The organism is Aliinostoc sp. HNIBRCY26, from assembly GCF_050235535.1.
Classification (GTDB): domain Bacteria; phylum Cyanobacteriota; class Cyanobacteriia; order Cyanobacteriales; family Nostocaceae; genus Trichormus.
The window spans coordinates 3,614,276-3,636,459 of sequence record NZ_CP189852.1; the positions used below are offsets into that span (position 1 = coordinate 3,614,276).

At 41.6% G+C, this 22,184-nt stretch carries 22 protein-coding genes; 16 read left to right on the top strand and 6 right to left on the bottom strand.

Going from position 1 to position 22,184, the window contains the following annotated elements; translation table 11 throughout:
* Nucleotides 1-73 precede the first annotated feature (73 nt).
* Complete coding sequence (locus ACQFX9_RS15465) at nt 74-982, top strand: DUF4351 domain-containing protein (RefSeq protein WP_427156809.1); 909 nt, start codon at nt 74-76, stop codon at nt 980-982.
* Nucleotides 983-1,341: 359 nt separating this feature from the next.
* Here ACQFX9_RS15465 and ACQFX9_RS15470 read toward each other — a convergent pair whose 3' ends face one another.
* Nucleotides 1,342-2,553, bottom strand: a complete 1,212-nt coding sequence (locus ACQFX9_RS15470) for a family 10 glycosylhydrolase (RefSeq protein ID WP_427156810.1) — start codon at nt 2,551-2,553, stop codon at nt 1,342-1,344.
* A 380-nt stretch (nt 2,554-2,933) separates the two neighbouring features.
* Here ACQFX9_RS15470 and ACQFX9_RS15475 point away from each other — a divergent pair, with 380 nt between their 5' ends.
* On the top strand, nt 2,934-4,115 hold the full coding sequence (locus ACQFX9_RS15475) for an aldo/keto reductase (RefSeq protein WP_427156811.1): 1,182 nt from the start codon (nt 2,934-2,936) through the stop codon (nt 4,113-4,115).
* 20 nt (nt 4,116-4,135) lie between these two features.
* Here ACQFX9_RS15475 and ACQFX9_RS15480 read toward each other — a convergent pair whose 3' ends face one another.
* A complete protein-coding gene (locus ACQFX9_RS15480; RefSeq protein ID WP_427156812.1) occupies nt 4,136-4,477 on the bottom strand; it encodes a XisI protein in 342 nt (113 codons plus the stop codon).
* A gap of 184 nt (nt 4,478-4,661) precedes the next feature.
* A complete protein-coding gene (locus tag ACQFX9_RS15485) occupies nt 4,662-5,972 on the bottom strand; it encodes a hemolysin family protein (RefSeq protein WP_427156813.1) in 1,311 nt (436 codons plus the stop codon).
* 337 nt (nt 5,973-6,309) lie between these two features.
* On the opposite strand from ACQFX9_RS15485, the gene mfd reads away from it, so the two are divergent.
* The 12 genes from mfd (at nt 6,310) to ACQFX9_RS15545 (ending at nt 16,318) form a co-directional block, all read left to right on the top strand.
* Nucleotides 6,310-9,840: a transcription-repair coupling factor gene (gene mfd, locus ACQFX9_RS15490; protein WP_427156814.1), complete on the top strand. Its 3,531-nt coding sequence runs from the start codon at nt 6,310-6,312 to the stop codon at nt 9,838-9,840.
* 35 nt (nt 9,841-9,875) lie between these two features.
* Nucleotides 9,876-10,067, top strand: a complete 192-nt coding sequence (locus tag ACQFX9_RS15495; RefSeq protein WP_427156815.1) for a DUF433 domain-containing protein — start codon at nt 9,876-9,878, stop codon at nt 10,065-10,067.
* Between the two features lie 62 nt (nt 10,068-10,129).
* On the top strand, nt 10,130-10,693 hold the full coding sequence (locus ACQFX9_RS15500; protein WP_427156816.1) for a Uma2 family endonuclease: 564 nt from the start codon (nt 10,130-10,132) through the stop codon (nt 10,691-10,693).
* A 9-nt stretch (nt 10,694-10,702) separates the two neighbouring features.
* Nucleotides 10,703-10,963 carry a hypothetical protein gene (locus tag ACQFX9_RS15505; RefSeq protein ID WP_427156817.1) on the top strand — a complete coding sequence of 87 codons (261 nt, stop codon included), beginning with the start codon at nt 10,703-10,705 and terminating at the stop codon, nt 10,961-10,963.
* A gap of 9 nt (nt 10,964-10,972) precedes the next feature.
* A complete protein-coding gene (locus ACQFX9_RS15510; RefSeq protein WP_427156818.1) occupies nt 10,973-11,353 on the top strand; it encodes a PIN domain-containing protein in 381 nt (126 codons plus the stop codon).
* A 124-nt stretch (nt 11,354-11,477) separates the two neighbouring features.
* Nucleotides 11,478-12,086, top strand: coding sequence for a hypothetical protein (locus tag ACQFX9_RS15515; RefSeq protein ID WP_427156819.1), 609 nt, complete (start codon nt 11,478-11,480; stop codon nt 12,084-12,086).
* Complete coding sequence (locus ACQFX9_RS15520; protein ID WP_427156820.1) at nt 12,064-13,017, top strand: hypothetical protein; 954 nt, start codon at nt 12,064-12,066, stop codon at nt 13,015-13,017. The genes ACQFX9_RS15515 and ACQFX9_RS15520 overlap by 23 nt, the downstream gene beginning before the upstream one ends.
* Before the next feature lie 260 nt (nt 13,018-13,277).
* A complete protein-coding gene (locus ACQFX9_RS15525) occupies nt 13,278-13,451 on the top strand; it encodes a type II toxin-antitoxin system HicB family antitoxin (protein WP_427156821.1) in 174 nt (57 codons plus the stop codon).
* Between the two features lie 74 nt (nt 13,452-13,525).
* Nucleotides 13,526-14,104: a Uma2 family endonuclease gene (locus ACQFX9_RS15530; RefSeq protein WP_427156822.1), complete on the top strand. Its 579-nt coding sequence runs from the start codon at nt 13,526-13,528 to the stop codon at nt 14,102-14,104.
* A gap of 92 nt (nt 14,105-14,196) precedes the next feature.
* Nucleotides 14,197-14,898 (top strand): tetratricopeptide repeat protein, encoded by a 702-nt coding sequence (locus tag ACQFX9_RS15535; RefSeq protein ID WP_427156823.1) that lies wholly within the window; start codon nt 14,197-14,199, stop codon nt 14,896-14,898.
* A gap of 213 nt (nt 14,899-15,111) precedes the next feature.
* Nucleotides 15,112-16,158 (top strand): DUF1963 domain-containing protein, encoded by a 1,047-nt coding sequence (locus ACQFX9_RS15540; protein WP_427156824.1) that lies wholly within the window; start codon nt 15,112-15,114, stop codon nt 16,156-16,158.
* A 28-nt stretch (nt 16,159-16,186) separates the two neighbouring features.
* Nucleotides 16,187-16,318 carry a hypothetical protein gene (locus ACQFX9_RS15545; protein ID WP_427156825.1) on the top strand — a complete coding sequence of 44 codons (132 nt, stop codon included), beginning with the start codon at nt 16,187-16,189 and terminating at the stop codon, nt 16,316-16,318.
* 138 nt (nt 16,319-16,456) lie between these two features.
* Here ACQFX9_RS15545 and ACQFX9_RS15550 read toward each other — a convergent pair whose 3' ends face one another.
* The 3 genes from ACQFX9_RS15550 to ACQFX9_RS15560 form a co-directional block, all read right to left on the bottom strand.
* Complete coding sequence (locus ACQFX9_RS15550) at nt 16,457-17,710, bottom strand: MFS transporter (protein ID WP_427156826.1); 1,254 nt, start codon at nt 17,708-17,710, stop codon at nt 16,457-16,459.
* A gap of 171 nt (nt 17,711-17,881) precedes the next feature.
* Nucleotides 17,882-18,349, bottom strand: coding sequence for a MarR family winged helix-turn-helix transcriptional regulator (locus ACQFX9_RS15555; RefSeq protein WP_427156827.1), 468 nt, complete (start codon nt 18,347-18,349; stop codon nt 17,882-17,884).
* Between the two features lie 74 nt (nt 18,350-18,423).
* Nucleotides 18,424-20,052, bottom strand: coding sequence for an ArnT family glycosyltransferase (locus tag ACQFX9_RS15560; protein ID WP_427156828.1), 1,629 nt, complete (start codon nt 20,050-20,052; stop codon nt 18,424-18,426).
* A gap of 120 nt (nt 20,053-20,172) precedes the next feature.
* On the opposite strand from ACQFX9_RS15560, the gene ACQFX9_RS15565 reads away from it, so the two are divergent.
* Nucleotides 20,173-20,823, top strand: a complete 651-nt coding sequence (locus ACQFX9_RS15565; RefSeq protein ID WP_427156829.1) for a class I SAM-dependent methyltransferase — start codon at nt 20,173-20,175, stop codon at nt 20,821-20,823.
* Between the two features lie 175 nt (nt 20,824-20,998).
* Nucleotides 20,999-22,069: a DMT family transporter gene (locus ACQFX9_RS15570; protein ID WP_427156830.1), complete on the top strand. Its 1,071-nt coding sequence runs from the start codon at nt 20,999-21,001 to the stop codon at nt 22,067-22,069.
* Nucleotides 22,070-22,184: the final 115 nt, after the last annotated feature.

Consider the following 22,184-nt stretch of genomic DNA (forward strand, 5'->3'; position numbering starts at 1 on the left):
AACAATTAGCCAAGATAATGCTCAAGAAAATCTAAAATATAAGGAATGAGCATTATTATTAAAAACTAATTAAATGACGCGATTTATTCATGATCAATTTTCCAAAGATTATTTAGAAGAATTACTAAAACCATTCGGAAAAGTTCAAGCACCAAGTCGAGTAGCAGCAGAAGTCAGAGAAATAGATGTGTTATTTTCTCCCTTCACTACACAAACAGCCAACATAGAAACATTAGGATTATTAGGAAAAATGGCAACCACATCTGCCATTTTTGAACCATTCCATAACCCAGCAACCAAAGAAGAAATCACAGATTGTCTATTGAAACTACTAGAAGTCAAAAACGCCATTCAAAGAGAAGCCAACCGCAATAAAACCTCAATCCCAGCCACAGAAATTCCTCAATTATGGGTTCTAACTCCCACCGCATCGGAGGCGATAATTTCCGGCTTTGGTGCAACCTTAAAATCAGACTGGGTAGAGGGCGTTTACTTTTTACCTGAGTATTTGCGGACAGCCATAGTTGTCATTCATCAGCTACCATCCACTCAAGAAACACTGTGGCTGAGAATATTAGGGCGTGGTAGAGTGCAGCAACAAGCGGTTGATGAATTGACAGCACTTCCAGCCAATCACCCCTTTGTGGAAGTGACGTTAGAATTACTCTATAGCCTGCAACAAAATTTGCGAATCAATCAAAATATAGAAATAGATGATCGGGAGTTAGTGATGAGATTAGCACCACTGTATCAAGAAGATAGAGCGCGAGCTTTACAGGAAGGGGAACAAAAAGGAGAACAAAAGGTAATTCTGCGCCTGTTAAATCGTCGGTTTGGAGACATTGACTTGTCTTTAATTGAGCAAATTAAAGGATTATCTACTGAAAAATTAGAAGCTTTGGCAGAACAATTGTTAGATTTTAATGAGGTTACAGATTTAGCTACTTGGTTACAGCAACAACAGGAAAGTCAAAATCAGTAAATTAGTTACATAAGAGGTTGTTTGAAAAGCCTTTGGCTGTGACATTTAGTACATTCAGATCCCCCCTAACCCCCCTTAAAAAGCTATCCATTATAAACATCTTTCTTAACATTTCGGGAGTATTAACTCACGTCTCTAGAACCCTGATTCGCTCGTTTTTTATTCTCAATAAAAACACTGTTTTAGCGAGAAGAATAAATGATAATTTGTCAAGTATGCTTAAAGGTTCAGTCCCTAAGATGCTTATAGAGAAATGGTTTTAAGATTGTAAAGAAAGATGTGGGTAACACATAGTTTTAAAAAACGGGGGAATGTTAAAGAAGTATCAAATACTTGTTTTTATCCCCTCTCAACTCAAATTAAATCGAGGTTTTGGGGGGATTTTTTAGAGTTTTTTGGATCAATGTTTGGATTTGAGCGGCTGTTGCTTCTGGTTTTCCTGCTAAGGGGAAAACTAAAATACTGTTAATTTTATCGTTTTCTATCAATTCTGGGAGACGCGATAACTGTTGATCGGTAATGGCAATTCCAGCATATTTTTTGGCATAATTTAATTCTTCAGCAAAATTATCCTCATTGTAAGCTTGAATAAATACTCTATCTACATTCCAGTTTTGCCAGTCAGCCGCAAAATAACGTTTAGCCCAGTATGGATTATGATGACAAATATCAAACTTTACTTTGGGGTTGGCTTGTTTGATTGCGGTAATCATTTGCTGTAAAAATTTAGTTAAATTCGCAGTGCGATCAATTTTTCCTGGTAATTCTGCATGGTAGCCCAGATAATCATCCCATTGCACAGCATCAATTTGGGGATATCTTTTCACAAATTCGACAGAGATATTTGTAAATAGGTTGGCAACTTCAGGAATCTGTACATCTAAGACATAATGGTCTATCCCAGCGTAAGTTTTATCTACACCAGGAACTAGCCAATTTCGAGACACTGCTAAATCATAAATTGGGCTATTTTTATCTAATTTAATCCCTTTTTCAAAATAGGCATGAACTTGCATTCCCTGTTTATGTGCCTCATCAATTAACCAATCTAACCATTTTTCTTGAAACTGATTAGGGCAACTTTTATACCCTAGTGTTTGCTGCATAACTTCGCTATTGTACATCGTACAACCATTGCCCCAAACACCATGAATAATGGTATTAATGCCTTGAGATTTATAGTAACGAACTCTTTGACGAATTGTTTGTTCATCAGCATTATTCGTAATTTGGTAACGACTTAAATAAATTCCTCTGATGGCTTTTTTCTCCCAAGGAGTCGGAGGTAATGTTTTGGTGATAGGCGGCTGCTTTTGAGGAGTGGAACTGACAGTTACTGATGGAGAAGGATTTGTGGGTAAACTTGTCTGAGGAGAAGGATTAGCGATCGCAGGGGTGGGAGAATTTAAGACGGGAATATTGGCTTGTGGATTTTTCGGTAAAAATTTGCTAAAGTCTAGATTGCTTTTCTGACTCAACCACCAATAACCACCCCCTAAAATCAAAACTATTAGAGATATTGGTATATTTGAGCATCCACAGCCGCTTGGTTGTTTATTTTGTTTGGGCATAATAATGTGATGATTGATGGGTGATTTTCAGGTGACAGGTATACTCATTTCTACAATTCACAGCTTGAATTTTCCCATTTGCATTTGCTAAAAACTGTAACTTTATTTTTGATCAGGATGATCAGTGATCAAAATTCCCTTTGATGCCGTTAATTAAAAAAAAGGGAACAGGGAACAGGGAACAGGGAACAGAAAAAACTTTAGTTGTGGGTTTGAAGCCCACTCAAAACAAGATGTTTTTCGAGATGCGTGGCACAAGAAAAACTGCGTCATTATTTCAATCCCACACTGTTAAGTGTGGGTTTCCCTGTTGCCCATTCCCCGTTTCCTGTTCTCTCTGAATTGTTTTAAACTTGAAGTAAAACATCCACAATCAACTGATGCTGTACAGACGATTCGGACGAACAGAATTACAGATGCCGGTATTCTCCTGCGGCGGAATGAGATATCAATATAAGTGGGAAGATGTTGATCCTTCAGATGTGCCGGCAGATAATCAAGCTAATTTAGAAGCAACTATTCGCCGTGCAGTAGAGTTGGGAATTAATCATATCGAAACTGCGCGCGGATATGGTAGTTCGGAAATGCAGTTGGGAAAAATTCTGCCCAAGTTTCCCCGTGAAAAATTGATTGTGCAGACGAAAGTTTCTCCTGTGGCTGATGCAGACGAATTCCGCCAGAAATTTGCAACATCGCTAAACTATCTTCAGTTAGATTATGTAGATTTACTCGGATTACATGGGATTAACAACGCCGAATTTTTAGAATATAGTCTACGTCCTGGTGGCTGTTTAGATGTGGCGAAGCAGTTACAAGCAGAGGGTAAAGTTAGATTTATTGGGTTTTCTACTCATGGGGCGACAGATTTAATTTTAGAAGCGATTAATACCAACCAATTTGATTATGTAAATTTGCATTGGTACTACATTAATCAATGGAATTGGCCTGCAATTACAGCAGCAAAAAATCACGATATGGGTGTGTTTATTATTAGCCCTTCTAATAAGGGAGGACTATTATATAATCCACCACAAAAACTAGTAGATTTGTGCGCGCCTTTGAGTCCGATGGTGTTTAATGATTTATTTTGTTTAAGTCACTCACAGGTGCATACTTTGAGCTTGGGTGCTGCTAAACCCCAAGATTTTGATGAACACTTGAAAACTTTAGAATTATTAGACCAAGCTTCGGAGATTTTACCGCCGATTTTAGCTAGGTTGGAAGAAGAGGCGATCGCAACTCTAGGCGAAGATTGGGTAAAAACTTGGCAAACTAACCTCCCCACATGGCAAGAAACCCCTGGAGAAATTAATATTAGGATGGTTTTATGGCTGTGGAATCTAGCCACCACCTACGATTTAGTAGAATACGGCAAAATGCGCTACAACCTCTTAGGTAACGGTAGTCATTGGTTTCCCGGCAACAAAGCCGACAAATTAGACGAACTAGACTTAAGACAATGCCTTGCTCAAAGTCCTCACGCTGATAAAATACCGCAAGTTTTAGCTCAAGCCCACAATATGCTAGCCGGTGAAGAAGTTAAGCGGTTGTCTCAGAGTTAACTGTTACTTGAGTTGATCACTCAGGCTACCGCATAACCCGTGTATTGACGTAACTCTGGGGGGCGAAAACCCAGCACAATATGAGCCTTGGGAATTCCAGCACGTTCTAAATCTGCTGCAATTCCCTCTTCTGTTCCATCTCTTTGAATCCAGATTTTACCGTCAATTAGATCAATATGCACTAAACAACCATGTACACGGCGATCGCCATTCCAGCCTACATCCATCCATAAATAGCGATCGCGTGTGCGGTCAAATACCAATTCCGCTTCTATGGGAGCATAGGAATATGGTATCGCTGCGTATTCACTCAATACTGTTTCGATCACCTGACGATAATAGTCTAATTGGGAACTATCCATTGCTTAATAACCTCCTGTTTGGGGTCAAATGCAATTAATTTCAAACGACGATTTTTGAGTAATAGCTTACCTACGGGTTCTGCAAATAAATCTTCAACCACACTATTAGTAACCGCTCAATATAACTCCCTTTCTGGCTCTACCTCTGTCAATTCATTCCCCATTCCCCATTCCCCATTCCCCATTACCCATTCCCCTCTTTGTGATTTAACCGAGGTACTACCAAAACCTTATCTACACGATTACCATCCATATCCATGACCTCAATTCGCATACCCTCCCACTCAAAATGGTCGGCGGCGTTGGGAATGCGACCGAGATGGGTAATCACAAAACCTCCCAGGGTTTGGTAACTACCCCTCTCCTCAAATTCCAACTCCTCCAAATCAAACAATTCAAAAAATTCTTCTACAGCTAACATTCCATCCAGTAACCACGAACCATCTTCCCTCTGCACAGCCTGCGGTTCATCTTCTTCAGGACTCGCAGGAACATCACCAACGATTTCACTCATAATGTCATTGAGAGTTAATAAACCTTGAATTACTCCGTATTCATCCACAACTAAGGCCATGTGAGTCGCAGTTTGTTTAAATAACTCTAAAACCTTTAAACCACGGGTACTTTCAGGGAGAAACACAGGCTGACGTAAACCTACAGTTAAATCCAAGGGTTCACCGCGAAAACTCCTAGCTAAGATATCAGTTACAGGAATAATCCCCAACACATTATCTAAACCTCCCTGACAAATGGGATAACGCGAGTAAGCATTCTCAGTGATTTTCTCGCGGTTTTCTTCCGCAGAATCATCCAAATCTAACCAGACTATATCAGGACGGGGAGTCATAAAGGAATTAACAGGGCGATCACCTAAACGAAAAACCCGTTCCACCATATCCTGTTCCGCTTCCTCAAAAGTCCCTGCTTCCGTTCCCTGTTCTATGAGGATTTTAATTTCTTCTTCCGTCACTAGCGGTTCTTCCGAAGCCGTGATCCCCAAAAGCCGCAGTACCATTTCTGTAGAAGCACTCAACAAATGTACAGCCGGAGAAGCCAAAGCCGCCAAAGCGCGCATAGGAATCGCCACCGTCGAAGCAATGCGTTCTGGATTGCTTAACGCCAGACGCTTCGGCACTAGTTCACCGATAATGAGAGATAAATACGTAATAATTAAAACTACAATTCCAAAAGATATTGGTTGACTATAAGCAGCTAAAACAGGTACGCGTTTTACATAGCTAGCTAGACTTTCAGCAATAGTTGCTCCCCCAAAAGCACCGGTGAGGATACCAATTAGGGAAATACCGACTTGAACCGTAGACAGAAAGTTATTTGGAGATTCTGCTAGTTTCAGGGCAGCTCTGGCTTTCGCATCACCTTGATTAGCCAGCTGTTGTAGCCTGACTTTCCGCGCTGAGACAATCGCCATCTCAGACATCGAGAACACACCATTAGCAATAATTAGTACGAGAATGATTAAAATTTCCAATGACATTGTTATAGATTGTCGCTATTCCAAAGCGAACATAGCTTAATAATTAGTATCTAGTATTCAAGCTTCTTTGAGAAATGGCTAGAGGTTGGGATTGGGGAACTGGGGATTGGGGATTGGGGATTGGGAATTGGGAATTGGGGATTGGGCATAGGGTGTAAGGGTTTAGGGCAAAAAAACTCATTACTCATTACTCATTACTCAGCACTCATCACTCACCACTCATCACCGGCTAAACGCCGCGCTACCGCTAACAGCACTCATCACTCAACACTTACAATAGTTCACATAGCCGTCACTATACTTTCTAAATCAAGAAAGACTTCCTCCGCTAGAAATTATGGCATTTTCTTCTATTGTGCGTGCCTTGGGGCGATCGCCACTCACCACTGAGTTACTTTCTAAATTAAATCGTCAACAAGAGTTACGCCTTAATGGTATACCTCGTCTACCTAAAGGCCTAGTAGCTTCGGCGTTAGCTCAAAATTCTCAAAGGAATTTATTTGTAGTTTGCGCCACATTAGAAGAAGCTGGACGCGCTTACGCACAGTTAGAAGCTATGGGTTGGCAAACTGTGCATTTTTACCCAACTTCTGAGGCTTCCCCCTACGAACCTTTTGACCCAGAAACGGAAATGACTTGGGGACAAATGCAGGTTTTGGCAGATTTGGTCAAGAGTCAAGAGTCAACAGTCAATAGTCAACAGTCAATAGTCAACAGTCAAGAGTTTAATAAAATTGCGGTTGTGGCTACTGTGGGGGCTTTGCAGCCGCATTTACCACCACCAGATGCTTTTACTCCTTTGTGTCTCGCCCTCAAGCGAGGGATGGAATTTGACCTGGATGCTTTCAGTGCAAAAATCACTCTTTTGGGATACGAACGTGTACCTCTAGTAGAAACAGAAGGACAATGGAGTCGGCGCGGTGATATTGTCGATGTTTTTCCTGTGTCTTCTGAGTTACCAGTGCGGTTGGAGTGGTTTGGTGATGAAATTGAGCAAATTCGAGAATTTGACCCAGCCACTCAACGTTCAGCCCTTGACAAAGTTACACAAATTACCCTTACCCCTACTAGTTTCACCCCAATTATCCTAGATGCCCTCAAAGGTAATGCTGAGTTTCAGGCGATGAGTTCTGATTTTAGTTCTGATTCAAAATTGGATAGTGAGTCAGGAATTATCGAAGGTAGTCGCAGATTTTTGGGTTTAGCCTATGAAGAACCCGCTTCGATACTGGATTACTTACCAGAGGATACCTTAATTGCCATCGATGAGCCAGAACAATGTCATGCTCATAGCGATCGCTGGGTGGAAAATGCTGAGGAACAATGGTCTTTAGGCACTGGGGAATATGATTTGGGTTCGCTACAATTACCCAAAATTCATCGGTCTTTTGATGATTGTCTCGTTGATGTCACTAGATTTAAAACGATTTATTTATCGGAACTAGCAGAAGAAAATAACGGGATGAATTTGGCTAGTCGTCGTGTACCTGTGACACCGCACCAATTTGCCAAACTAGCAGATACATTACGCCAAGAACGCGATCGCAATTTCTCGATTTGGTTAATTTCGGCTCAACCTTCTCGTTCTGTCTCTCTCCTGCAAGAACACGACTGTCCGGCGCAGTTTATTCCTAACCCCCGTGACTACCAAGCTATCGACAAGCTACAAATCAATCATGTCCCCGTAGCTTTGAAATATTCGGGACTGGCGGAACTAGAAGGTTTTATTTTACCGACTTTCCGCTTAGTAGTCGTCACCGACCGCGAATTTTACGGACAGCATTCCCTCGCCACCCCCAGCTACATCCGCAAGCGGCGCAAAGCTGCATCGAAGCAAGTTGACCCCAATAAGCTGCGTCCAGGGGATTATGTAGTTCACAAAAGTCATGGGGTTGGTAAATTCGTGAAGTTAGAAAGCTTGACGATTAACGATGAAACCCGTGATTACATTGTGGTGCAGTATGCTGACGGTCTTTTGAGAGTCGCCGCCGACCAAGTAGGGTCATTATCAAGATTTCGTTCTACAGGCGATAAAGCCCCAGAACTGCATAAAATGACCGGTAAGGCTTGGGAAAACACCAAGAACCGCGTCCGTAAAGCCATCAAGAAATTAGCGGTAGACTTGCTGAAATTATACGCCGCGCGATCACAACAACAAGGTTACGCCTATCCCCAAGATATGCCTTGGCAAGAGGAAATGGAAGATTCTTTCCCCTACCAACCCACAACCGACCAGCTAAAAGCGGTGCAGGATGTAAAAAGAGACATGGAAAGCGATCGCCCAATGGATCGGTTAGTCTGTGGTGATGTGGGTTTCGGGAAAACAGAGGTAGCTATTCGCGCCATTTTCAAAGCTGTTACTTCTGGTAAACAAGTCGCTTTACTTGCACCAACTACAATTCTCACCCAGCAACACTACCACACCCTCAAAGAACGTTTCGCCCCCTACCCTGTCAATGTCGGCTTACTCAACCGCTTCCGTACCGCCGAAGAACGTCGTGATATACAAAAGCGTCTAGCCACAGGGGAATTAGATGTAGTAGTGGGGACACACCAACTTTTAGGCAAAGGTGTCAATTTCAAAGACTTAGGACTATTGGTAATTGACGAAGAACAAAGATTTGGGGTGAACCAAAAAGAGAAAATTAAAACCCTAAAAACCCAAATTGATGTCCTCACTCTCTCCGCCACACCCATTCCCCGTACCTTATATATGTCCTTATCGGGGATTCGGGAAATGAGTTTGATTACCACCCCACCCCCAACCCGCAGACCAATTCAAACGCACCTTTCACCGATGAATCCTGAGAGCATACGCAGTGCAATTCGTCAAGAGTTAGACAGAGGTGGGCAGGTATTTTATGTAGTTCCACGGGTGGAAGGAATTGAGGAAACAACAGGTAAACTGCGAGAAATGATCCCTGGGGGAAGATTTGCGATCGCTCACGGTCAGATGGACGAAAGCGAATTAGAATCAACCATGCTCACCTTTAGCAATGGTGAAGCAGATATTCTAGTCTGTACCACGATTATTGAATCGGGGTTAGATATTCCCCGTGTCAACACCATATTGATTGAAGACGCGCATCGATTTGGTTTATCGCAACTATACCAATTACGCGGACGGGTTGGACGTGCAGGTATTCAAGCCCACGCTTGGTTATTTTATCCCAAACAACGGGCGTTATCTGATGCGGCACGGCAACGGCTAAGGGCGATTCAAGAATTTACACAACTTGGTTCTGGCTATCAGTTAGCAATGCGCGACATGGAAATTCGGGGTGTGGGTAACTTGCTAGGTGCAGAACAATCCGGTCAAATGGAAGCGATCGGTTTTGATTTATACATGGAAATGTTAGAAGAATCAATCCGAGAAATTCGCGGTCAAGAAATACCCAAAGTTGACGATACACAAATTGACCTCAACCTCACCGCCTTTATCCCTGCTGATTATATTCCTGATATTGATCAAAAGATGAGTGCGTATCGTGCAGTAGCCGCAGCGAAATCCAAAGACGAGTTAACGCAGATTGCAGCTGAGTGGGGCGATCGCTATGGTAATTTACCAGTTCCCGCAAATCAACTATTGCGAGTCATGGAACTCAAACAACTAGCAAAACAATTAGGATTTAGCCGCATCAAACCAGAAAACAAACAGCACGTTGTTTTAGAAACCCCAATGGAAGAACCAGCTTGGAATTTATTAGCCGCGAACTTACCAGAACATCTCAAGACCCGTTTCGTTTACTCTCCTGGGAAGGTGACTGTGCGTGGTTTAGCTGTGTTAAAAGCCGACCAACAATTGCAGAGTTTAATCGATGCTATGACCAAAATGCAAGGTGCGATCGTAGAAGCGGCTGTTGTTTAAATAGTAGATTAGGACTAATCACCCACTAGAACTATATGTCAAACTTACTGAGCAGAATTACAATTAATCCCAAACAATGTGGTGGTCGTCCATGTATTCGAGGTATGAGAATACGTGTATCAGATGTATTAGGCTTGTTTGCTGCTGGACTTAATGCAGAACAAATATTAGAAGAAATGCCTGATCTAGAAGCAGATGATCTCAAAGCGGCACTACTATATGCTTAGAGCTTTTGCAAACAAGTGAAAAGTTAGTTGAAACCAGTGGAGAATAGGAAAGGTAGTCGCCAATGGTACAGACACCATCCAAAAATTTGACATTAGAGGAGTTTCTTAAGCTACCAGAAACTAAACCTGCCAGTGAGTACATTGATGGTCAGATTATTCAGAAACCTATGCCACAAGGTGAACACAGCACGATTCAAGGTGAATTAATTATTACCATCAATGGAGTCACTAAGCCGCAGAAAATTGCGCGCGCCTTTCCAGAGTTACGCTGCATTTTTGCAGGACGTGCGATAGTACCAGATGTAGCCGTGTTTGTTTGGGAAAGGATTCCTCGCAATGAAAACGGAGGTATCGCCAATATTTTTGCACTAGCACCAGATTGGATAATTGAAATCCTCTCACCTGAGCAAAGTCAAACTAAAGTCATTACTAAAATATTGCATTCTTTGAAGCATGGCACTCAAATAGGTTGGTTGATTGACCCAAGTGAAAAAGTAGTATTTGTATATTTCTCAAACCAGCCACCAGAGTTGTTTGATAAGTCAGAACAGTTACTTCCTGTACCATCTTTTGCTAGTGATTTACAGCTTACATTAGGAAATTTATTTGATTGGCTATTAGAGTAGAAAGTGAACATGAATATTAATCTTAATTTGCCACCAGAGCTAGAAAAAGAGCTTTGTAATGAAGCTTCTCAGCTTAATTTGACTCTATCTGAATACATTCTTCGTGTTCTTAGTGTCCGGCAAGTTCTAGTAAATCCACCAAGGACAGGCGCAGAACTTGTTGCTTATTGGCAGAGTGAAGGTGTGATCAATTCAAGACCTGATATTACAGATAGTCAAGCCTACGCTCGTCAATTACGCCATGATGCTGAGACCCGTGAACGAACTTAGGTTAAGTTGATGTATTTGCTAGATACGGACATTTTAATTGATATTCAACGGGGTCATGCTCCTGCAATAACTTGGTTTGCTAGCCTCTCAGAGTTACCTAGTGTACCTGGGTTTGTAGTTATGGAATTAATCCAGGATGCTCAAAACAAACAAAAGTTGCGTAATACTCTAAAATTGGTTGCACCGCTACCTATAGTCTGGCCAACTGAAGCTGATTTAAACCGTGCCTTGTCAGATTTCGCTACCTACCATTTGTCAGACAGTTTAGGTCTGTTAGATGCTTTAATTGCTGCTTGCGCTGTTGGGCGAGGTGCAACACTTTGTACATTCAATGTCAAGCATTACCGTGTGATTCCCGGTCTTGCGATAGTACAGCCATATACACGTTGACAGCTAAATCGAACTTTGAGCAACTTAAAAAATCTGCTGTAACAAATATTTGTTTTATCTGGATTTTTTGTTTTTTGTTTGTTATGCTTGTTATTAACCAGTACATTTGTTTAGGGGCAAGCTAATGAGTTATGATACTGCCCGCCAACAGCATATTAAGTGGATACAACAGCAGATAGAAGAGAAGATATTTGCTCTAACTGAGGCTGAAAATTGTGTATCTCAGCTAAAAGCCGACATTGAATATTTTAAGTTGATGCTAAATATACACGAGAATGCTAACACTGATGCTCTGAGTCAAGATACCTTGATAAACTCTAACTCCGATCAAAGTCATAACAAAGGGTTGAACTCAATTCAAACCAGCAACTTTGGATTTCTTGGTAATGGTAAAAATGGGGTTGAAGATGATAGAAAGCGTTCTCCCAAAGAAATGCTACGTGCTGAATTTGCAGACAAAACCTTAGCAGAGTTAGCCGAATTTGTTTTGAATAGCCGTAATGAGCCTATGACTGCTGATGACATTGCACAGTATATATTTATGACACAGGACAATGATGAATATGTACGTGCAAGAAATTCCCTATCTACTGAATTGCGTCGAGGAGCAAAAGAAGGTAGATGGAAACAGATAGGACGTGGTTCTTTCGTTTCAATCAAATCTGACAGTTTAAGGGATAAAAATATAGTCCCTGCATATTTCTCAACTAATGGAAGCCGCACAAGCAATTAGGTTTGAGTCCCTCCGTCGTAAAGCAATCAGAAATAATCAAAACATAAGGAGAATATTTATGGGTCAACTGGCAAAACGACTCGGTGGTAGAGATAGTTACTCAGACGACCTACTACGTCATGTAGATCCTGATGGTGCAGAATACTTCACTGTCAAAGCTACAGGACAATCTGGAATGTCTCATTCTGGATTAGCTAGATTTGTAGGAGTGCATCAAACAAAAATATCAAGATGGGTCAAAAGAGTGGAGCAGGCTGATCCACTAAACAACTCTCTCCCAAAATGCCTAAAATTTTTTGCTGGACAGAATTTAAATCTTTCAGGGTATTTTGATTGCGAAAACCGAAACATTCTCGCAGATGGTTTTTGTGCAGCCATGATTGAGTATTATGCCTCATACTCAAGACAAGTAAAACAAGAAAGTCAAGCAAAGGCTAAACAAACTTTGGATTTGATCAAGCATCTGGGTATGCGCCTTTTTATCCACAAAAAAACCGGATGGCGGTCTAATAATTGCTCTTCGTCCTCAGTAGACGATAACTTTGAACTAGAATTTGAGCAACACAGAGTACGTTTCAGTGTCAGGCAGATTCTAAAGCTTGATGATTATCCAGAACTACAATCCGCTATTAAAGAATATGGTCAAAAGCATAATTGTTTATGTCGAAAGCTGTTTTCTGAAACTCATGATGCAATGAACAAGCTTTTGCAAGGTTTAAAGGCTAGCGAGATTCGACAACACAACAACTTATCACGAAGTGTATCGCTGCGAGATCACTATGATACACGTCCTTTAATCGATTACTCAACCATCAGCCGATTAACAGCGAACCAGATTCGTTATGAAGATCAACACCCTGTAAAAGCTGTTTATATTGCTTTTAAGCTAAACAGAAAAAGCGAGCAGCAGGTGTTCAACTATCTTTTTTAACTGATGATCTGGAAATAAAACCTCAAATTTTATAAAAAAGAGGGCGATCGCCTTCACCCAATTTCACTTTCACACCAGCAGCCTCAATACTCAAATGTACTAAAATTGAGATGCCAAACCCTGTTCGAGCGTTTTCTTATGTCTTTGCAAGAACTAAAGGAACAAGCCTGTAAACTCCCTGTGAGCGATCGCCTGCACCACGGTTGAGAGCAGACAGCTATGGTTGTTAGCATATTCTCAAAACCTAACTTAACAGGTGTATGAGAATCAGAGCAATTATTCATCCAGCAGCAGAAGGTGGCTATTGGGCAGAAGTTCCCGCACTTCCCGGTTGTATTACGGAAGGAGACACAATAGAAGAAGTGATGGCTAATTTAAAGGATGCGATTGAAGGTTGGCTGGATGTTGTCAATAGTCGTAATTTTTTTATTTAGACTTCTTTAAGGGCTTAGAGGAGATATTGCGATAATAGAGCAAGCGGATATTTTGCCAAGAAGGTAAGGTGATTATGGCAATCACGTTAGACCAAACTGCATCTGTAAAGATGACTCTGGAAGAGTTTTTTAATTATGACGATGGTACAGATGCAATGTATGAGTTTGAAGATGGGGAATTACTGCTGATGCCGGCTGAGAGTGAGAGAAATCAACGAATTGCTATGTTTATCCTGATTTGCTTTGTGCAATTAGGTATCTCCTCTTCTCAGTTGCGGATGAAAACGGAAATTGTGACTACTGGCTCACGGGTGCGTGTTCCTGATTTGGTGGTGTTTTCTGAAGAGTTGGCAACTGCGATGGAAGATGCTAAACGATCTACGGTAATGCCAGAAATGCCACCGCCGTTATTGGTGGTTGAAGTGGTAAGTCCCAATCAGAGCAGTCGTGATTATCGCTACAAGCGATCAGAGTATGCGGCGCGGGGTATTCCTGAGTATTGGATTGTTGATCCGATACAGGAACAAGTGACGGTTCTGGAATGGGTAGAGGGTTTTTATGAAGAGAAAGTGTATGTAGGGGATAACGCGATTGCTTCGTTGGTATTTCCTGATCTCAAGTTGACTGCTGCTCAAGTTTTGCATTGTCATTAATGAGGATTGAATGAGTCAGCAAGGATGCTGGGGTAGTCATTACGCACTTCGGTTTATCATGGGGATCAGAACATGATTAAAGGATGAGAGTGATGAAAATGACCAGTCAATTGCTGTCAGGATGTTTGAAAGCCTTTAGCTGTGTATCACTGAGTATCCTTCCCCTAGTTCTGTCAACTCCGGTTCATGCACAAGAACAATCACCAGCAAAGTCAGCTTGTCAGTCAGCTTTAAGTACCCCCCAAAAGAAGTCACAAGTTAAACAACCACAAAAGATTGCACAGTTTCAAGATAATACATCACAGGAGCGATCGCTGCTGGTGCAACAAGCTAATAATTTATACAATCAGCGTAATTTCCCAGGCGCACAAAAAGCCCTGTGTCAACTTGTGAAAAAATATCCTAAAGATACTTTTGCACACTATCAATTAGGTAATGTCTTTGCGCGTCTCCAGCAACCAGAAGCCGCCATTAGTTCTTACCGCGAAGCCATTCGCATCAACTCTAGGTATGCGTTAGCTTATAATGCGATTGGTGCAGTTTACGCTAACCAAAGTCGCTGGGATGAAGCCATTACAGAATTTAAGAAGGCTTTAGAAATTAATCCTGAATATGGTGATGCACTGATTAATTATGGTCAGGTGTTATGGCAAATAAATCAAAGGGAGCAAGCACAAGCTTCTTTAGAAAAAGCTTTAAATATCTTTAAAAAACAACAGCGAAACGAGAAAGTTTACCAAGTTGAGCAAATTTTGCAACGTCTGAAAACATCAGATAATCCTGGTGTTTCATGATGCTGATTTACAATAAAATTTCAACTCAATCTCGGTTGTGCCTATGACTTCTCTATCGGCATTAACTCTACCTGACCATACCCAACTACCTGAGTCAGATAGAAAACGCAGTTAGCATTTACACTTCATAGGGAAGAACGGCTCGAATTTCCCAGTACGATTGCGCCGGATCAAGTCTTTCAATATGTTCTGGTCATTACTCCAGAGAGAGACATGATTTTTTATTTGAATAATCAATCGTTCTTCTACCCTCTCGAAACCTGTGACCCACCGGATACATTGCATCTGAGCTATGATACCACTGGCTTGAAACTACAGCAGGTCAGAGTATTAGAGTCACCAACGGCTGAACGCGGCATCTGTCGTTCAGCCGTTGGTGACTCTAGTTCCCCACCTAAGCAGCGTCCATTACCACCGCAGGAGATAACCGATATGCCGTCGTTTTTGGAAGATTTACCATCCCAATTTGAACCGTTGCGATCATTTCTGGAAGCCAACTTAGTGCCTTACATCAAATTCACGGCAACAGAGGCGGGACATCTCAATTCTGCGGGCTACGTTGGCTCTGATTGGGGTGGCGATCCGTTGGAACTTTGGCAAAGTAAAATTGGTGGTCATCCTTACCTGCCGAAAGGCACGAACTATCCTATTGATGCCGAAACGGGTGAGATGATGATGTTTCTCATGCAGATCAACTGCGCCGATCTGCCGGTAATCGAAAGTCTTAATTTGCCACGACAGGGGCTTTTGCAATTTTACATGGGTTTAGATGTCCCGATGTGTGCGCTGAGTCCTGAACAACACCGCGTCCTTTATTACCCCGACGTTTCTAAAGACAGAAATGACTTAATCACCGACTTTAGCTTTTTAGCAGAACCCGCTAGCTCCCTGGAATGGTATGACCAGGTTTACACCTTGAGTTTCTTTGTGCAGCGAGATGTGTTCTGGACTGCTCGTCAACAGTTAGATGATTCGTTCGAGATTCCTGAACATCTGATAGAACTGTGTGAAGAGTTTGACGAATGGATCTTAGACTATGAAGATGAAGCGACCTACAATCGGCAGCGTATTAATAAATTGGGTGGCTATCCGGAACTGCACTCTGAAGTGGAAGAAAAGATAGAAGGAGCTAAGGGACATTTATTGCTGGAGCTTCAACATGATTTTAACTGTAGTGATAATTTCTACTTCTATATTGAATCTTCTGATCTAGCCAATTTATCCTTTAACAACATCGAATCGTATTTCGTCCGAGACTGAGCGATGCAACCACCAATGAGATGAAACAATGCTAGATTGCCTGCTTCTCATGCTCCTAATCATGCCATTTATCGGGACTGGGGCATCACCTTTGTGTCTACCCAGTCCCTTTTATCAGTGGTCGTGGTGTTGGTGGGGGCGATCGCTGGAGTTATCCTAATTACTGTATCTGAATTTATCTGGTTACAGGTGCTTCACTGTGAGTGGATAGAATCCCAGCTCGCAGGATTTATCTTTGTTCCCGTTGTTCTACCGTTTCTTGCCTATACAGGAGCGATCACTAGAAACAGTTTGGTCGCTATTTTATCGATTTACAAGTAGGAATCAGCGAACGTACAGTTGTCAGTCCTGGTAATTGTCTATAGAAAATTACAGAACCAATTATACAAACTATCCCATCAATAATTAAGGTGTTAGGCGCGCCTATATGACTAGCTAACCATCCTCCCAGTAAATTTCCTACGGGTATCATGCCTAAAAATGACATGGTATATAAACTCATTAATCTACCGCGTTTGTCTTCATCGACGATGGTTTGCAAAAATGTATTACTAGCGGCTATTTGTAAAATTGTGCCTAAACCGACAAATAACATTGTAAATAGCGACAAAGGTAAATATCGAGAAACAGCAAAGGCAATTAATCCTACACCTAAAATTGCTGGTGCGATCGCAATTAATTTCCCAATACCAACTATACTGCTACGGGTAGCTAAATAAATTCCCCCAGATAAAGCTCCCAGTCCTGAAGCAGCCATCAGAAATCCTAAAGTTTCTGCGCCACCTTCTAAAATTGTCTCAGCAAAAATCGGCACTAAAATAGTATTTTGTAAGCCTATTAAACTAACTAAAGTTGATAGTAATAAAATAGCTCGGATGGGTGGAAAACTAAAAGCATAGACAAATCCTTCGGCGACTTTTTGTAAGGGATTACCTGGAGTTATCGATATTTTTAAGGGTTTGACATTCATCGCCAATAAACCACCGATAACCGCAATATAGCTGAGTCCATCGACTAAAAAACAGTAAGCTACACCGATCTGAGCTATTAATAAACCGCCAATGGCTGGGCCAATTAATCGCGCACCGTTAATCATAGTGGAATTAATAGCGATCGCATTGGCTAAATCATCTCTGCGTTCCACTAATTCGGGAACGAAGGCTTGTCTAGCAGGTGCATCCAGGGCGTTAATAAATCCCTGCAATAAGCTTAAGGCAATGATGTGCCAAATTTGCACAACACCCGTGAAAACTAATACCGCTAATGCTAGAGATTGAATCATCGCTAGGATTTGGGTAGCAATTAAGGTACGATACCGCGAAAATCTATCTACGAATACCCCACCAAAGGGAGCAAGAAAAAAGTTGGGAATTTGACTGGTAAATCCCACTAGCCCTAACATCAATGCTGAGTGTGTCAAACCATACACTAGCCAAACCGTAGCTAGTTGCGTCATCCATGTCCCAATTAAGGAAATTCCTTGTCCTACAAAAAACAGACGGTAATTTCTGGATCTAAATGCAGGTAGTTGCAGCTGTTTTTGATAATTCATGAATTATGTTTACTGAATCGAATTATGGAATTGTTTCTGTATCAAAGTAAATATTTCAAATACGTAATATACAGAAACTATAGTTTTTTATGCTAAAAATTAGCGTACGTAGTATTTTCTGAAAAAAACAGTATGATTTCTTCACCCAGTTGGATGATAAAGCCGCAATACTTAAGATAGGTTAGCGATCGCCTGATTAAGAATTTGGGAAAACATCTCACGATCAGCTATGGAAACACCTTGCATAGCCTCTTCACGCACCTCTGCTGCAATTGGAGGTAGGATGGTTTCTAATTCTCGTCCAGCATCAGTTAGCCAAATCCGCCAAATTCTGCGATCGTGCGTATCCCGTTCGCGACGCACTAAACCGCGTTCTTCCATCCGATCTAGTACCCCCGTGAGGGTACCCCCGACTTGTTGCAATTTTTCCCCAATGCTAGAAGTCGGTAAACCATCTTCTTGCCACAAACAGCATAAAACTAACCAATGAAATGGTGTTAGTCCGAATGGTTCTAATCTTTCAGTGAATTTGCGACTCAGTAATTGTGAAAGCAGCTTAATTCTATAACCCAAATTGTATGGCGCGAGATTTTGTTGCCACGATGCCAATGTAGAAGAATGATCGGGTTGAGCAATCATGGAAAATATTTAGTGTACGTAGTATTAATCATAAATTGATTTGACATTTTTAGCAATATTTTGGGGATTGGGCATTATTTACTGGGTAAAATTTGAATTAACTTGTAGTCTTGGATTGAACCGATGACGCGGTGTGGTCTGCTGGATAATTGGGATGGTGTGGCTTTGTAAACCCAAGCATAGCTAGGGGTAGGGAGTTGGGTAATTGTCTCTACTCTTTGACCGTGGGTGGGGGTGTAAAATCTTAGGAGGACGGCATTTTTACCGCCCATATTGACGAAATGAATCGGGTGAGTTTGTAAAATCGAGGCGATCGCGCTTTGATGTAAGAAAGCTCTGTAGTTTGGGTTATAGTCACTCAATAAACCCAAACTCCCCACCATCGCTAAAGCTAACCAACAGGGAATTAACCAACCAGCTATCCAATAGTTAGCGGTGAGAAACTTATAACCAAAGCGGTGACGCATATCCCAGACTATGGGCAAAATTAACCAACTTAAACCGACAATGAAACCGATGAGTGAGTATTTGCGATCGCCCCAAGTAAATACCAATATAGATGCAACTATCAATAGAAAGCCGAGAAGGCCGAAAGCATAGCTCAAAATTCGGGGAATATTAGCTTTTTGTAGTAAATGTTTTTTCTTGGTATATCCCAATTCATAAACTCTACCCAACCAATCTAAACCAACTGCTGCGAGTAAAGCGATAAATGGGTGTAGTGGTAAACTATAGTGTGATAATCTTGTGGAAAAAATACTCAGTTCCCCAAATAAAACTACAGGAAACCCAACGAGTATTAGTTGATAATTAGGGACAGGACGGCGAATTACTAAAAATAAACCCAAAAGACTCAAAAACACCCAAGGGAAAGCCTTTATTGGCACATTCCAAAAATAGAAGATAAAGTTATTCCCCTGACGTTCTTCAGAACCCAACTCGACAACAAAGCCAAATAAAGCAGCAAAACTATCATTACCATAACGCTGCCAATTAAACCATAACCAAACCAAAGTCGGGATTAATCCTACAAATAAACCTAGATATAAACAAGGGTTAGTGAGATGTCGATGACGACGATGTTTAACAATTAGATAGGGCGATAAAGCAACAGTTGGTAGAACAATCATAAAGCTTCTCATCAAGAAGCCCAGACTTAAACTACAACCCGCAATAAATCCTAAAATATATTTATATTTCGGATGTTCTTCTGCTTGAATAAAAGTATAAATAGCTAAAAGTATCAGAAAAATAGTTGGTACATCAGGCGTACCTAACCGACAATATTGCAGCCAGAGAAATTCTATACTCAAAATCGCACTAGCTAACCAAGCTAACTTTTTACCTATCATGATTTTGCCTAGTTCATAGGTGAGCAATAGGCAGAAAATCCCAAATATCATGTTAGGTAATCTGGTACTAAATTCGCTAATTCCTAATAGCTTATAAAAAGCCGCAACTAACCAATAAAAACCAGGTGTTTTATGATGAGTATTACCCCAAGGTGCAACCCAGTCACCAGAATCATACATCTGACGGGCGCGCCAAGCATATAACCCCTCATCATGCGCCATCACGCTATTTTCCCCTGAGTTGAACAGTAATAGGGGAATTGTCCAAACCAGCAAACTCCCATAGGGAAATATGGCTGACTCGCTGATTTTTTGCCAAAGAGGGGGTAAAAATTTTAGCCTATACAACACGGGATGCTGCATAAATTGGTAGAAGTATCCGGCTGTTATTAAAATATGTTAAATATAGCCTGCTCAAAGAATACCCGAAGTTGCACAGATTTAGTGAAAAAACTTTTCTGAACCAAAATTATGTTACTAAAACCTGATCAACGACTCAAATTAGACGATACAGACGACAAACTGTTTTACTCCTATCCCCGCTTCGTCACCCATGTTGATGAAGGTTTTATCCAACAGCTAACAGACTTATATAGAGAAAGACTCCAACCCAACACCCGCATACTTGATATGATGAGCAGTTGGGTGTCTCATTTACCCGATGAGATAGAATTTGCCCATGTAGAGGGACATGGACTTAACGCGGAAGAATTAGCCCGTAACCCCCGCTTAAATCATTATTTCGTCCAGAATCTTAACGAAAATCCCGCCTTACCTCTGCCAGATCAAGATTTCGATGCTGTAATTAATTGTGTTTCCGTACAATATTTACAATATCCAGAAGCCATTTTTTCTGAAATTCACCGCATCTTGAAACCTGGTGGTGTAGCAATTTTTAGCTTTTCTAATCGGATGTTCTTTCAAAAAGCCATTCAAGCTTGGCGGGATAATTCCGAACAAGGGCGAGTGGAATTAGTGAAACGCTACTTTAACTCTGTACCAGGATTTACCACCCCAGAAATTATTGTCAGTAAATCTACTGCACCCAATTTCTTGCAATGGTTGGGTGTACCAGGGGGAGATCCATTTTATGCGGCGATCGCCTATCGACAAAATCTATAGGGGTGTAGGGGTGGGAAATTCTGATGATTTTGTTGGCTTGATAGTTATTAATGCCCCAGTCCCCAATCCCCAGTCCCCAATCCCCTAAGTATTATTTCCTTCACAAAAAGTCACAATTGGGTAGAATTGGTTAAAGCAATCTCTGCACCTGTTAACCAAAGGTATCAGCAAACTCATGCAACTGAAACTCAGTGCATCTAAACTACCCCTATCTCCTTTATTACTCATCGCCCCTTTTTTCCTCTGGGGAACGGCGATGGTAGCGATGAAAGGAGTCATCCCCCATACAACACCATTGTTTATGGCAGGAGTGCGCTTGCTACCGGCAGGAGTATTAATTTTAATCGTCGCTGCACTCATGGGTAAGCCCCAGCCCACTGGTTGGAAAGCATGGCTGTGGATTAGTCTTTTCGGTTTAATTGATGGCACATTATTTCAGGGATTTTTAGCCGAAGGATTAGTCAGAACCAGTGCCGGTTTAGGTTCAGTGATGATTGATTCCCAACCTCTGGCTGTAGCCTTGCTGTCGTTGTGGCTATTTCAAGAACGTATTGGTTTATGGGGATGGTTAGGGTTAGGTTTGGGAGTCAGTGGTATTAGTTTGATTGGCTTACCAGATGAGTGGATTTTCGGGTTATTGGGTACTGGTGCAGATGTCCCTGTTGGCGACTGGCAAAACTTCTTTGCTAGGGGCGAATGGTTAATGCTGTTGGCGGCTTTGTCGATGGCTGTGGGGACGGTGTTAATTAGATTTGTGACTCGGTATGCCGACCCTGTAACCGCTACAGGCTGGCATATGATTATAGGTGGCTTGCCATTGTGGGGCGCGTCATCAGTTGTAGAATCCCAGCAGTGGCAAAATCTAGTCAATGGTGACTGGTGGGCTTTAGGTTATGCTACGGTATTCGGGAGTGCGATCGCCTACGCTCTATTTTTCTACTTTGCTCAAAGTGGCAGTCTCACTAGTCTAAGTTCTCTCACTTTTCTCACACCAGTTTTTGCCCTCCTATTCGGTCATCTCCTACTCTCAGAAGTCCTCAGTCCATTGCAATGGGTAGGAGTATTTCTGACGTTAATCAGTATTTACCTCATCAATCAGCGTGATAATTTAGCAGGACAAAGTCAAAATCTGACTGTGGAAGAAGTAACTAACATACAGCCGACACAACTAACAGAAGTATCCACTAAGCAGCTTAATCCGGTAACTGTATCTGTAAGAAAATCTGAACCAGAAACCCTACCCTAATTTGCTGTCCGATGCTCTTTTCCCAATGGTATGACCATTGGAAATTCTGCTTTAGTTTACTGCCTCTGCTTCCCCTACGCCCTCTGCTGTTTGTTTAATTAATTGGAAGTTCCTA

Bases quoted from the DNA above. Each gene is read 5' to 3' on its own strand.
- ACQFX9_RS15465 (WP_427156809.1), top strand. From the start codon at position 74: ATGACGCGATTTATTCATGATCAATTTTCCAAAGATTATTTAGAAGAA.
- ACQFX9_RS15470 (WP_427156810.1), bottom strand. From the start codon at position 2,553: ATGCCCAAACAAAATAAACAACCAAGCGGCTGTGGATGCTCAAATATA.
- ACQFX9_RS15475 (WP_427156811.1), top strand. From the start codon at position 2,934: ATGCTGTACAGACGATTCGGACGAACAGAATTACAGATGCCGGTATTC.
- ACQFX9_RS15480 (WP_427156812.1), bottom strand. From the start codon at position 4,477: ATGGATAGTTCCCAATTAGACTATTATCGTCAGGTGATCGAAACAGTA.
- ACQFX9_RS15485 (WP_427156813.1), bottom strand. From the start codon at position 5,972: ATGTCATTGGAAATTTTAATCATTCTCGTACTAATTATTGCTAATGGT.
- mfd (WP_427156814.1), top strand. From the start codon at position 6,310: ATGGCATTTTCTTCTATTGTGCGTGCCTTGGGGCGATCGCCACTCACC.
- ACQFX9_RS15495 (WP_427156815.1), top strand. From the start codon at position 9,876: ATGTCAAACTTACTGAGCAGAATTACAATTAATCCCAAACAATGTGGT.
- ACQFX9_RS15500 (WP_427156816.1), top strand. From the start codon at position 10,130: ATGGTACAGACACCATCCAAAAATTTGACATTAGAGGAGTTTCTTAAG.
- ACQFX9_RS15505 (WP_427156817.1), top strand. From the start codon at position 10,703: ATGAATATTAATCTTAATTTGCCACCAGAGCTAGAAAAAGAGCTTTGT.
- ACQFX9_RS15510 (WP_427156818.1), top strand. From the start codon at position 10,973: ATGTATTTGCTAGATACGGACATTTTAATTGATATTCAACGGGGTCAT.
- ACQFX9_RS15515 (WP_427156819.1), top strand. From the start codon at position 11,478: ATGAGTTATGATACTGCCCGCCAACAGCATATTAAGTGGATACAACAG.
- ACQFX9_RS15520 (WP_427156820.1), top strand. From the start codon at position 12,064: ATGGAAGCCGCACAAGCAATTAGGTTTGAGTCCCTCCGTCGTAAAGCA.
- ACQFX9_RS15525 (WP_427156821.1), top strand. From the start codon at position 13,278: ATGAGAATCAGAGCAATTATTCATCCAGCAGCAGAAGGTGGCTATTGG.
- ACQFX9_RS15530 (WP_427156822.1), top strand. From the start codon at position 13,526: ATGGCAATCACGTTAGACCAAACTGCATCTGTAAAGATGACTCTGGAA.
- ACQFX9_RS15535 (WP_427156823.1), top strand. From the start codon at position 14,197: ATGAAAATGACCAGTCAATTGCTGTCAGGATGTTTGAAAGCCTTTAGC.
- ACQFX9_RS15540 (WP_427156824.1), top strand. From the start codon at position 15,112: ATGATTTTTTATTTGAATAATCAATCGTTCTTCTACCCTCTCGAAACC.
- ACQFX9_RS15545 (WP_427156825.1), top strand. From the start codon at position 16,187: ATGCTAGATTGCCTGCTTCTCATGCTCCTAATCATGCCATTTATCGGG.
- ACQFX9_RS15550 (WP_427156826.1), bottom strand. From the start codon at position 17,710: ATGAATTATCAAAAACAGCTGCAACTACCTGCATTTAGATCCAGAAAT.
- ACQFX9_RS15555 (WP_427156827.1), bottom strand. From the start codon at position 18,349: ATGATTGCTCAACCCGATCATTCTTCTACATTGGCATCGTGGCAACAA.
- ACQFX9_RS15565 (WP_427156829.1), top strand. From the start codon at position 20,173: ATGTTACTAAAACCTGATCAACGACTCAAATTAGACGATACAGACGAC.
- ACQFX9_RS15570 (WP_427156830.1), top strand. From the start codon at position 20,999: ATGCAACTGAAACTCAGTGCATCTAAACTACCCCTATCTCCTTTATTA.